Genomic DNA, 13,131 nt, shown 5'->3' with positions numbered 1-13,131 from the left:
CTGCTCTTCGAGGCTCTTACTTAGGAGCGGAAATTTACGAATTGCAATTCTACAGGCAAATCCTGCTGTTTTAACATTTGAATCACTTCTTGCAAAGAATCTTTGTCCTTGCCAGTTACGCGCACTTGATCTTCCATAATTTGCGCTGTAACTTTTAATTTCATATTTTTAATTAATTTTACTACATCTTTAGCAGTTTCTTTAGAAATGCCTTTTTTAATCGTAATAACCTGACGTACAGTAGCCCCAGAAGCAGGTTCTACTTTACCATAATCAAGATTTTTAAGAGCTACATTACGTTTTACCATTTTACCCTTAATTACATCGATTACAGCATTTAATTTATATTCATCATCAGAAAGCACCTTAATGGTATCCCCTTCTAAGCTAATTTCAGACTTACTCCCTCTGAAATCATAACGCGTACCAATTTCTTTCTTAGCTTGGTTCACTGCGTTATCTACTTCTTGCATATTCACTTCCGACACTACATCGAACGAACAATCTTTTGCCATATGTATGCCTCCTCTATTCATTAGATAATACTATTATTATACGCTATTTAGAGGTAATCGGTCTACTTTTATATAATAACTACTGGTTATAGTTAGGGCATATGAAACTACCAATTTCGCTCATAGTTAATCATAATCTACTATACACCCTCACTAGACCATTATTAAACACATTTCAGATATGCTATAATAAATCATTCGGTATGCTTGTGGCTTTTATCCTAAAACGATAAAAGGCCCAACCCCACCTTGCTACAGTCAAATAAGGACGGTGTTTATAATTTCAAAGTTAGACTTTACAACGAAAACAGATACAATCAAGAAAGAGCCTATGCCTCTTGGAACACCTTTATTAGAACTAACCGTGCCAATAGACTCAACGCTAACCACACGAGTTTCCATCAATCACCTAGTGCGCCAAGCTGGTGTTTCACAAGCCATGCGGCGACGCTTACGAACTGAAGGCCTCATATATATAAACCACACTTTACAGAACTGGCATACATTATTGCAGCCTGGTGATCATGTGAAACTCTATTTGCCAACCCGTGAAACAGCCTTTACCCCTTGGGATTATGCACTTCCCATCGTCTATGAAGATGAACATCTATTAGTTATCAATAAGCCGGTTGGTCTACTCATGCACCCAACCGCATCAGAACGCTATCATACTGTAGCTAATGCCTTGATTCATTACTATAGAGAAACTAAACAACCCCATGCTGCGTTTCATCCAGTCCATCGCTTAGATAAAGACACATCAGGACTTGTAATTATTGCTAAAAATGCAGTGGTTCAACATAGTTTTACCAAACTATCTAATCCTATTAAGAAAACCTATGTAGCTCTGTGTGATGGGTACTTTCCAGCCCCCTTAGCGACGATTCATTGGCCTATTGCACGAAAAATTGGTAGTATTATTGAGCGCTGTTGTGATAGCCAAGGCAAGGCAGCCCATACGGATGTACAATGCATAAAGCGTAATAAACGGCTTTCTTTAGTTCGCTTTCAATTACATACCGGTCGAACACATCAAATTCGCGTTCATATGGCCCACTTAGGCTATCCCCTCGTAGGTGATGATTTATATGGCGGTTCCTTAGATTTATTAGCACAACAAGCCCTCCATGCGATTGGGCTACAATTTGTCCATCCTATGACAAAAAAGCTATTACATCTGCACACAAACCTGCCTCCATCATGGGAACCCTTGATTTTACAGTATTTAAAAAAAGATTAAATTAATTCAGGGTCATATTTTGCCCCAAAGACATGACAAATAAAGTATGTTAAAGCCTCAACTATGCATAAATTATAGTAGCCCTTTCCCGTTCTTCTTGCTATACTAAACTTGACGTATGACATTTGTTATCAGTTATTATGAAATCCGTTTTACAAGGAGGAACTATCATGCCATTAGTTTCAACAACTGAAATGTTTAAAAAAGCCTATGAAGGCGGTTACGCCATTGGCGCCTTTAACGTAAATAATATGGAAATTGTACAAGGTATCGTTGATGCAGCCAAAGAAGAACAATCTCCATTAATTCTTCAAGTATCTGCTGGTGCTCGTAAATACGCTAAACACATTTACTTGGTAAAATTAGTAGAAGCTGCTTTAGAAGACACAGGACTTCCAATTGCTCTTCACTTAGATCATGGCGAAGATTTTGAAATTTGCAAATCCTGTATTGATGGCGGCTTTACCTCCGTTATGATTGATGGCTCTAAACATGATTTTGAAACAAATGTAGCCTTAACTAAACAAGTTGTTGAATATGCCCACGCTCATGGCGTCGTTGTAGAAGGTGAATTAGGTCGTCTAGCTGGGGTGGAAGATGATGTAAATGTAAGCGATAAAGATGCTATCTTTACAGATCCAGACCAAGCTGCCGAATTCGTTGAACGCACTGGTGTCGATTCATTAGCTATTGCTATCGGGACTAGCCATGGAGCTTACAAATTCAAAGGCACTCCTTATCTTGACTTTGAACGTTTAGAAAAAGTAGGTAAATTATTACCAAACTTCCCTATCGTATTACATGGTGCTTCTACTGTATTGCCTGAATTCGTAGATAAATGCAATCAATATGGTGGCAATATTCCAGGTGCTCAAGGTGTTCCTGAAGATATGCTTCGCAAAGCAGCGGGTATGTCCGTATGTAAAATTAACATCGATACTGACCTTCGCTTAGCTATGACTGCTTCCATTCGCGAATGCTTAACTAATAATCCATCCGAATTTGACCCTCGTAAATACTTAGGACCAGCTCGTGATGCAATTAAAGGCATGGTACAACATAAAATTAAAAATGTACTTGGTTCTTCTGGTAAACTATAAAAATTAGCAAGACTATACAATTATAGCTAAACTATTACACATCTATAATTATAGTTCTGTTCTTAATCTACTATTATAGTGCAAAATACCTGTTGCTTTCCCTTTGAGAGCAACAGGTATATTTTTTACGCATACACAATATCTAAATTTATAGATTGACCATATGACCTATAGCCGTTATAATGACTTCAACAAAAGAAATCACATATAATGCTGACGGATTAGTGGAATTGACCACATGTATTGTATGTGCTGAAACGCCGACCGTCTGGGCAGGAGATTGCTCAGGCGGTCTTTTGCATTGTCAATTGATCGCAAGCTCTCCTTTTCATTATAGAAAGGATGATTTTCTATGCGTAATCGTTGGCTTATTGCTCTTTCAGCCATTGGAATCCACATTTGTATCGGCAGTGTCTATGCTTGGAGCGTTTTAACCCGCCCCATTATGACAACTATGGGATGGTCCTTAAAAGAAACAACCTGGACCTTCTCTTTAGCCATTCTATTTCTTGGCCTATCCGCTGGTCTACTAGGTAATGTTGCTGAAAAAATGGGGCCAAAAAAGAGTGGTCTTCTTAGTACGATCTTCTTTGGTATCGGCATGCTAGGCACTGCCTATGCACTTAATGAGGCAAACCTTACATTACTCTATATTTTCTATGGTCTCATTGGTGGCATCGGTCTTGGCGTAGGTTATATTACACCTGTATCTACCTTAGTAAAATACTTTCCTCACAACCGTGGTTTCGCCACCGGTCTGGCTATCATGGGTTTTGGCTTTGCTTCATTAATTGCAGGACCATTAATGCAATGGCTAACCACTCACTATGGCTTAGTGGAAACCTTTCAAATCCTTGGTGTCACCTATATTATCGTTATGATTGCTTCTTCCCTATATTTAAAACCACCAGCTAATACAATAGGAACTAACAATGCCGAATCAACAACAAACGAGCGTAAACTAACAGATCGTACAACACAGGTATTAAACCGTGGATTAAACGCCCATGAAGCAATGCGTACTTGGCAATTCTCTGCTTTATGGTGGATTTTCTTCATTAACATTACCTGTGGCATTGGCTTACTAGCAGTGGCTTCGCCAATGGCTCAAGAAATTGTAGGCATGACTGCCAATGAGGCTGCCTCTATGGTGGGTATTATTGGCCTTCTCAATGGTCTAGGGCGCATCGTCTGGTCAACTGTGTCAGACTATTTAGGTCGACCTTTCACCTATATGCTATTCTTTGCCATAGAAATTTTAGCGTTTCTGGCCCTTGCTAATACAACAACAGCCTTTATCTTCCAGATTTTAGTATTTGCTATTATTACTTGCTACGGTGGCGGCTTTGCTTGTATGCCTGCTTACTTAAGTGATTTATTTGGTACTAAACAATTAAGCGCTATTCACGGTCGTATTCTCACAGCTTGGGGAATGGCGGGTATTGCAGGGCCTACCTTAGTATCTTTTCTTCGTGAAAGTACCCATAGCTATAGCGGTCCACTCTATGTGTTTAGTGTCCTCTTTGTAATTAACTTAATCATTGCCATTGCACTAAAAGTATATACCAAAGATCGCCACTTTGAAGCAGACACCGTAGTAGCCGTAACAGCTCAAACGGCTGAAACAACAAATTCTGCGACTGAAGAGCATCAAGGAGTAACTGCGTAACTGTTATAACTATAAAATAATTAAAGAGGCTGAAATCAAATGCATCTAGCAACTGATTTCAGCCTCTTATTTTATTATCTTACTAATGTACTAATATGTATACTTTCTTGAATTCCTCAAAAAAAGCTTTGACTAAATTTAGTAAACTTTTCTTAAAAAGCCCCTTTCTTTCTCAAAATACTAATGCATAGTACCTGAATCTATGTTAAAATTAACTATTGATAGGCTTTATAAGTCCTATTTTCTTTTCAAAACTATCTGAACATCAAGTTGGGAGTATAGTAAATGGTTAACCGATTTTTACAAGGCACGCTTATTCTTACGATTGCAGGCTTTGTAGTCAAAGCAATTGGCAGTATTAACTGGATTCTCTTGTCGCGCGTTCTCGGTGGTGAAGGGATTGGTATTTATCAAATGGCCTTTCCTATTTATCTCTTATCGCTACAGCTATCTAGTGCCGGTATTCCGATTGCTATTTCAATTTTAACAGCTGAAAAAATAGCTCGCTTCGACTATAAAGGAGCTCAAAAAGTATTTAAACTTTCGTTCTATCTCCTATTTGCAACGGGCCTATTTTTCAGTATTTTAATGTGGTTTGGTTCGGATTGGCTCATTTCATCAGGATATATTATTGATGATCGTGCCTATTTAGCCTTACTCGCTTTATCACCAGCCATTTTCTTTGTTACCCTCATTTCATGCTATCGAGGGTATTTACAAGGCTGGCAATTAATGACGCCTACTGCGGTGAGCCAAATTATTGAGCAATTGCTTCGCGTTGTCGTCATGCTAGGAGCTGCCTATCTATTATTACCTTATGGGTTAGGCGCTGCCGCTGGTGGGGCTAGCCTTGGCGCAGGTATTGGTGCCTTTGGTGCCTTAGTCGTACTCATGTACTACTATTACAAATTACCAAAATCGCCAGAAGATGCCCACAAACAACCCGCTGGACCTGGTGAGTCATCTGGCTCTATTGTAAAACGACTTATTAAACTGGCCATTCCAATTTCACTAGCGAGTCTTATGTTGCCATTGGTGGCAAATCTAGACTTATTCATTGTACCTCGTCGTTTAGAGGTTGCTGGTTTTTCAACTAGTCAAGCTACAGAGCTATTCGGTTATTTGACAGGAATGGCTGTGCCACTTATCAACTTGGCAACAATTATTACAGCTGCCTTAGCAACAAGCATTGTACCTGCTATTTCTAATGCCAAAGCAGTTGATGATGCTAAAGGGGTATATTATCGTACTGCTGGGGCCATGCGAATTACCTTCATGTCCACGGTGCCTTTTACATTGATGCTTTATGTCCTTGCCGAACCAGTTGTAAGTATCATCTATAATGCGCCTCGTGCCGCTGAAGCTACACAAATTACAGCGATTGCCATTTTCTTTTTAGGGATGCACCAAGTAACAACTGGCGTTTTACAAGGTTTAGGAAAACCTACTATTCCAGTTGTTAACATGGGCGTAGCTGCGATTTGCAAAGTAATTCTAAACTGGAATTTAACATCTATTCCTTGGCTAGGCATAAGTGGTGCTGCTTACGCAACCGTCGCTGATATCGGCGTTGCAGCCCTATTAAATCTAATTTGGATCAAAAAGTATACCGGCTATTTCCTCGACTTTTCTTTATTATGGAAAAATATTGTCAGCGCTATTATCATGGGCGTGGCTATGTTCTTCCTCTACCCACCATTAGCGACTATCTTACACCAATTTTTCGCTATGGCACTTACGGCCATGGTCGGTGGCGTTATTTATGTAATTATTATGGTCCTCTTAAAAGGTCTTAACCGTCACGACGGCGAACGAATGCCTCTGATTGGGAAATTTTTTAGAGGAAAAGAAAAATAAAATAGAGAGAAAATAAAAAACACTGCAAAAGCAGTGTTTTTTATTGCTATTCTATTATCTTCTTTTTACCATGAAGAGTTCTAATATTTTCTAAGGTTCTATCATACTCTGGCGATGATAAATCTAATTTAGAATTAACTACTGGAGCACCTTGAATACCTAATATAGATAATAATAAATCATACAATAAATCATTTGTCCAATATGCTTGTTGATGATTTTTTAACGTATTTATTACCTGTTGATTATCGTTTATATAAGACTCTGAAAAATTAACTATTAATGGTATCCTTGCCATAGAATAGGTAAATTTACTACTCTCATGTGCGTTCTTCCCCTCTACATCTTCTCCATGATCAGACATCATTATCATAGCTTTATAATTTGGATTTTGAGAAATTTCTTTATAAATTTGTGATAACACATAATCATTAAACAATATACTATTATCATAAGAGTCAATATCTTCTTTACTACCTGAAAACTTATTAAATGTAGCGGGAAAACGGTCTTCATATGAACCATGACTCCCCATTACATGAATAACAATCAAGCCATTTTCTATACTCTTTAATCTAGCCACTTCTTCAATTAGTTTATCATCATAATAGACTGTAGTAGTCTCTTCACCACCATTACCATTTAACCACACTTGTGTAGTAGCTGTAGAACCAATTTCTGCAATAGGTGTATCCCACGCACCATATTTTGCCTGATTACTTAACCAATATGTTTTTATACCAACAGCCTTACTAATTTCCATAATTGAATTAGCCTGTTCTAGTGAAATATCATTATATTGATTTTTCTCACTAAGTGCATAAGTAAGACTTTGAACAGTATGTGTATGGTTTGAATATGCATTATCAAATACTAACGTATTCATATTCTTTGAAAATTCCTTTAACCATGGTGTAGTTTCTCTATTATATCCATAAAGACTCATATGATCACGAGACTCTGACTCACCAATAACTAGCACATAAACACCCTTATCTTTTTCTTGAATAGTCAAACCAGTCAATGAGTTTAATTTATTTTCTCGTACCTGTCTAAGTTCACTAAATCTCTCATAATCACCTAACGATTGCCTTACTGATTGATATAGCATATAAGGCGCGGAAACTTTAATCGCCTTAATACTTAAACCTAATGACACTAGAAATAATATAATAATCCCTGCACACCAAATCTTAGGCTTTTCTTTTATATTAATGGTTTCTACCGAAAATAATATTTTCACAAAATATATACAAGCAAATAATACCAAAAACAATAATCCTAAACAGGTAATCAAAGCTATTAAACTCTGTGACTCCAAATAAGCTTTAGCCTCTGACAAATTAGTTTGACAAATAGCTAAGATAATATCAGCTTGAAGCCACTGGCTACTAATTGCCCAATATCCCCAATAAATAGTTACCGGTATAAAAAGCAAAAACACAGCCACACTAACAATACTTACGAGAACTTTTCTCCAATATCCATTCGTTAATTTAGAGAAAAAAACAATTTGCAATAACGCACCACTAAGTATCAATCCTTCTGACCAATGTGCTTTTATAAAAGATGTCTCTAAAGAAGCTCCTATAAATAAACGCAACAATATTAAAGATGCCAATACAAAAGATATGAGAATACTAATAAGGGTAATTTTTTTATGAAATTTAAACAGAAATAGTCCATATAATACTATAACAGCTCCACCAAGTTCTACTTTACTAATTATTAATGGAGTCCCTATAAGTAAGCGCCACACAAATGAAATCGCTATAATACAAAGAAAATATATACTTACTTTACTTACTTTACTTAATTTTAAATTCTTGTTTAACACAATATCCCTCTCAAACTACTATTTTAAATTAAAAGAGAGAGCTGACTCAATGTCATACTCTCTCCTCTCATCATCTTCAAAAAACTTACTTCCAACGCTCCGCTACAACGCCCTCTAATCCTCTTACTCCATTTTGTAAGAATTGCCCCTGCACATTAGGCATAGAGCTTAGCATATCCAAAATAGCTTTCACTTTCTCTGACTCTTCTCTATGCGATACATACGAAGCCATTGTAGTTCCAATGCCACCTGCACTGAAGTATCCCACTTGATTGTCTGAGCCTACTAAAACAACTATGGCCTTTTCAGGTTGTTTCGCTTGCCAATCAACTAATTCTTTATACATCAAACTTTGCAAAATTTCCCCATCCATTTGCCATTGATTTGACCAAGTGCTTAGTAATAATAAAGAGTACGAATTTAAATTACCAGCCCAAATCTGACTTAATGGTTGATTAAATGTCAAAGTTAACGGACGGTGTTCCCAATCACTTTGAAGCGCAGCCTCTGCAATTTCTTTATAATAAAGCTCATCATCTTTCATCATTGTTAATGGATTATATAATAAAGACCAACTAACAATGGATGGATGATTCTTATCACGGGTAATTAAAGAGTTTATCGTGTCTTTATGAGTATCTAACAATCGAGATTTAATATCACTTTTACTGAAATTAGCTTCGCCCGCCTGTAGATCTTTTGCTTGTAAACCAGCTGCTGGCATTTCAGCCACTACCAGTACACCGCATTCATCAGCCAATTGTAAAACTTCAGGCGCCAATGGTTGACCATTACTAAAAATACAGTTACCGCCAGTCGCTAAGATTTGAAGTAATTGCTGTTTAGCTTGAATTGGATTGGCTGTGAGCTGATTACCTGTTCCTATAAACTGCTGTCCTTTCAAACGAATGACAGTTCCATTTAAGTTAACATTGCCAGATTCAATAGATACAGTACGAATACCTATACGCAAAGCATACATATCATGCTGCTTACCAAGTCGACTCACTTCTAATTCTAAGGTATATAAATACCCTTCACCAATTGACCAAATATGAGGTTTTTCAACAACAAGTTTTGCATTACCACCAACACCAGTAGCTACAATACGCCCTTCGCGATCACGCAAAGTAGCTGTCACAAGACAATTGCCTTGCACATGTGCCATATATTGAACAACTGCCTGCTCAGCAGAAAGTTCCAATGTTTGCACCGCCACATCAGTTAATCGTGTAGTAGGCACTGTATATAGAGTAACATTTCCATAAATACCACTTGGGGCTTCATATTCAAAATTAGGCTGATTAACTCGACGCCCCTTTGGTGACGTAATAACCTGACCAGCTGGTAATGAATAATTAGACAATTCATTATTTACTTTTACAACAATTCGATTATCTTCACCATAACGAAGTTGACGTGTCACATTCAACACAGTGGTAACAAAGGCTCCTTCATGGCGCCCAGCCTCCATGCCGTTCACATACACAACAGCTCGATTGCCAATGCCATCAAAACGCAAAAATACATCTGAGCCTAACCATCGTTTTGGTACAAATACACTGCGCTCATACCACATGGTACCGCAGTAGGTACGTTCTTCAGGACTTACAAATAAATCCTGCAACGCCGCCGGAACTGGCACCGACATTTGCCGTGCTACACCAGTTTCATAGGTTTTATCCTTCGTTTTATCAAAGGCAAAAAACCAGTTGCCACGCAAATCAAACGAGTCACGAAATGCGTTGTCTACAGGCTGCAATAATTCCATCGTACTCATCAAAGACTCCTCCTATGTTCTCTTATAAGTATATACTAAATAGCCATACTTATTCAATTGAATTATGAAGGAAATTCTGTTTACAGTGTACATTTTTTCACCTATACTAAAAGAAATACACTTAATTTTGAAAAAAAGAGGAGATATATTTCATGAAACAATATACAACTGTTATTTTTGATTGCGATGGCACTATTTTAAATACTCTAGATGATTTAATGGATACTATGAATTACGTATTAACCAAGCATAACTATCCTACCCGTTCTTACGATGAAATACGCAGTTTTGTTGGCAATGGCTTAGCTAAATTAGTAGACCGTAGTGTCCCTACAACGAATCCACCTATTAGCGAAGATGAAAAAGCAATTATGCTACAAGAGTTCAAAACCTATTATGCCGACCATTGTAACGATAAAACAGCACCCTATCCTGGTATTTATGAATTATTAAAGACATTAAAAAACGACGGCTATAAATTAGCCGTCGTATCAAATAAAGTGCAAGAAGGGGTTACTGCCCTAAATAATCAATACTTCAAAGATTACTTTACCGTCGCCATTGGCGAAACACCAGACCGTAAACGCAAGCCAGAACCAGATATGGTACTAGCAGCCCTTGAAGCATTACAAAGTACACCAGAAGAAGCTATCTATATTGGTGATTCCGAAGTCGATCTAGCTACTGCTAAAAACTCTGGACTAATCCCTATCGCCGTCACTTGGGGATTTAGAGATGAAAATGTACTAAGGGCGCTGGGCGCTAAATATATCGCTAAAACAACAGAGGATGTGGTGGAGAGTTTAAAGGAGATTAACAAAAACTAAAACTTTGCCTTATCAGTAAATTAATTAGTAAATCTCACAACAATAATAAAGAATCTACCATGATAATAGTTTCACTTATTATACTTTAATAACCTTCTATTTTACCTATTTCTTTCTCTTTAAAATTATTATTCCAATTCATCTTCAATGCTAATAATATCCCAGTAATATACCAAAGTGTTTTAGCATTAGCTGATGAACCAATTGAATAATCTATAAAACCAAATGCACTAAAACTAAACCATACACCAAACAACATAAGCGAATAAGGATTCCCAAAACGTTTCCAGTCTATAAAATTTCCAAAAATCATATATATACTAAACACTAAAAACCCTAGAATTCCTATTACACCTGTTTCTGATATTATTTGTAAATAATTACTATGAGAATGATTGAGATGTTTTTGAGTTACTTCCTCATTTTCATACTGAGTTTCATACACAGCATACCAGTTACCAGTCCCTACACCAACAATAGGATGATCTTTAATCATCTCCACTGTAGACTCCCATAACAATATTCTATCTGCATTTGAACGATCTGTTGTAGTATTAGTTATTGAATAAACTCGCTGTGTCAATTCAGGAGTACTAATAAATCCACCTACAATAGTTATTACTATAATACTTACCACAGTAAGATATTTTTTATTTTTTATAACATACTTAAAGACTAATATTGGACTAACAACTAAAATTGTCAACCATAATCCTCGACTCTGACCAGCAATAGCGCCTGCCACTAAAAATGGAAATAAAATAATGGAACTTTTTCTTAAAAAAGGCCCGACCTTATCATCAATCATACAAACTATGATAACAGGCAATAATACTAATAATATCCCTGCATATTCCAATACGGTGATATTAAAACCAACACCTCTATGTAATTGCAAAACTAATACCTGATAAACTGCTACAATCCCTTCAATAGCTTCTATCGTGACAAAAGCAATAAAAATCGTTTCTAATAAGTTTCTATCTCGTATAAATAATGGGATTGCAAAAAACATTAAAGAACGATATAGCCATAAGTCAGAAATTGCTTTAATGCTTACTGTAAAATTCGAAGAAAATATAATGGATGGTACCATAGAAAGCATCATTACTCCAAATATTTTATATGTTTTCTTAAGATTATCATCCTCATAAAGAGTCCTTAAACTATTATTTTTTTTCTTTTGGTATAAAATACTAATGCAAAAAATTATCCCTAAAACAAAAAATATATTACCTAATGCTATAGATAGCCTAAATACAAACATACTAATACCAAAACAATACGCAGCCATCATTTCATTTTTACTAACCATAATTTATATCTTAAACCTCTCTACATTCGCTTAGAAATACCAGATAACTTGGCATATACTTTGTGAAAAATTTTAGCATGTTTAAAGCTCCACAATAAAAACTTATGTTTAGACTTTAATTTATCAATTTTCTTTATTGCTAAATGATTTGCAATAAAATGATAAACATCTAAAAAGCGTTCTGACCTATTATCTTCATCCCATGCATAAAATACAGTCAAAGTTGCTAATGCTGTTTCAAGCGCTAATAATTCACAATCATTTATAGAGTCTAATTTATGAAACTTAGCAAATTCTAATCGTTCTCTATAACCGATAAAGCAATCATATCGGCTCTGACAATTAAATGACGTGCCTGTAATCGAAGTCTTTAGCTTACGATAATAATAGAAAGGTTTAGAAATATATCCTACACGTTTAGCATTATAAATATATTTATAAATAGTCGCAACATCTTCGTATTTCCTTCCCACAGGAAATCTAATATTACCAATAACCTTTCTTTTATATATTTTATTCCATGTTGCATTATCTAATTTACCATTTAAAATCTCATTGATTGCTTGACCTTCATCATAAATTAAATCTTTACCATAACGCGGTCTAAATCGTGTATGACTGCCTCTAACAATAAATGTATCTGCACAAACAACATCTAAATTATTAACTGCCATATATGTAATCATATCTTCAAACATATTAGGATCAATATAATCGTCACTATCAACAAATCCTAAAATATCACCAGTTGCTACATCTATCCCCACATTACGAGCATCACTCAATCCACCATTTTTTTTATGGATAACCTTAATTCGACTATCTTTTTTGACATATTCATCACATATTTTTCCACAATTATCGGGAGAACCATCATCAACTAGAATAATCTCTAAATCTTTATATGTTTGATTGAGTATAGAGTCTATACATTCATTTAAATATTGTTCCACTTTATAGACAGGAACAATTACTGATATTTTACTCATAT

At 36.1% G+C, this 13,131-nt stretch carries 10 protein-coding genes and 1 riboswitch; of the genes, 5 read left to right on the top strand and 5 right to left on the bottom strand.

Annotated elements, in window-relative coordinates; translation table 11 throughout:
* Nucleotides 1-20 precede the first annotated feature (20 nt).
* Nucleotides 21-515: a YajQ family cyclic di-GMP-binding protein gene (locus NFR27_RS04210; protein ID WP_115309364.1), complete on the bottom strand. Its 495-nt coding sequence runs from the start codon at nt 513-515 to the stop codon at nt 21-23.
* A gap of 331 nt (nt 516-846) precedes the next feature.
* On the opposite strand from NFR27_RS04210, the gene NFR27_RS04205 reads away from it, so the two are divergent.
* The 4 genes from NFR27_RS04205 (at nt 847) to NFR27_RS04190 (ending at nt 6,381) form a co-directional block, all read left to right on the top strand.
* Complete coding sequence (locus tag NFR27_RS04205; protein WP_251454444.1) at nt 847-1,755, top strand: RluA family pseudouridine synthase; 909 nt, start codon at nt 847-849, stop codon at nt 1,753-1,755.
* A gap of 170 nt (nt 1,756-1,925) precedes the next feature.
* Entirely contained in the window at nt 1,926-2,855 is a 930-nt protein-coding gene (fba, locus tag NFR27_RS04200) for a class II fructose-1,6-bisphosphate aldolase (protein WP_251441072.1), read from the top strand.
* Between the two features lie 199 nt (nt 2,856-3,054).
* Nucleotides 3,055-3,136: riboswitch (ZMP/ZTP riboswitch) on the top strand.
* A gap of 71 nt (nt 3,137-3,207) precedes the next feature.
* The gene (locus NFR27_RS04195; RefSeq protein ID WP_251454441.1) at nt 3,208-4,524 is read left to right on the top strand and encodes an L-lactate MFS transporter; all 1,317 of its coding nucleotides are present in this window, start codon (nt 3,208-3,210) and stop codon (nt 4,522-4,524) included.
* Between the two features lie 285 nt (nt 4,525-4,809).
* Nucleotides 4,810-6,381 (top strand): putative polysaccharide biosynthesis protein, encoded by a 1,572-nt coding sequence (locus NFR27_RS04190; RefSeq protein ID WP_251454438.1) that lies wholly within the window; start codon nt 4,810-4,812, stop codon nt 6,379-6,381.
* Between the two features lie 46 nt (nt 6,382-6,427).
* Here the strand turns inward: NFR27_RS04190 and NFR27_RS04185 are convergent, their stop codons facing one another.
* A complete protein-coding gene (locus NFR27_RS04185) occupies nt 6,428-8,218 on the bottom strand; it encodes a sulfatase-like hydrolase/transferase (protein WP_251454435.1) in 1,791 nt (596 codons plus the stop codon).
* A gap of 85 nt (nt 8,219-8,303) precedes the next feature.
* Nucleotides 8,304-9,998: a sugar-binding domain-containing protein gene (locus NFR27_RS04180; RefSeq protein ID WP_251454433.1), complete on the bottom strand. Its 1,695-nt coding sequence runs from the start codon at nt 9,996-9,998 to the stop codon at nt 8,304-8,306.
* 152 nt (nt 9,999-10,150) lie between these two features.
* Here NFR27_RS04180 and NFR27_RS04175 point away from each other — a divergent pair, with 152 nt between their 5' ends.
* Nucleotides 10,151-10,825 carry an HAD family hydrolase gene (locus NFR27_RS04175; protein ID WP_251454430.1) on the top strand — a complete coding sequence of 225 codons (675 nt, stop codon included), beginning with the start codon at nt 10,151-10,153 and terminating at the stop codon, nt 10,823-10,825.
* Between the two features lie 85 nt (nt 10,826-10,910).
* Here the strand turns inward: NFR27_RS04175 and NFR27_RS04170 are convergent, their stop codons facing one another.
* Nucleotides 10,911-12,140 carry an O-antigen ligase family protein gene (locus NFR27_RS04170; RefSeq protein ID WP_251454427.1) on the bottom strand — a complete coding sequence of 410 codons (1,230 nt, stop codon included), beginning with the start codon at nt 12,138-12,140 and terminating at the stop codon, nt 10,911-10,913.
* Nucleotides 12,141-12,160: 20 nt separating this feature from the next.
* Complete coding sequence (locus NFR27_RS04165; RefSeq protein ID WP_251454424.1) at nt 12,161-13,129, bottom strand: glycosyltransferase family 2 protein; 969 nt, start codon at nt 13,127-13,129, stop codon at nt 12,161-12,163.
* Nucleotides 13,130-13,131: the final 2 nt, after the last annotated feature.

The organism is Veillonella intestinalis (assembly GCF_943192895.1).
Classification (GTDB): domain Bacteria; phylum Bacillota; class Negativicutes; order Veillonellales; family Veillonellaceae; genus Veillonella_A; species Veillonella_A intestinalis.
The sequence above is the reverse complement of the archived record's forward strand: the minus strand, read 5'-3'. Positions and strand labels throughout refer to the sequence as shown.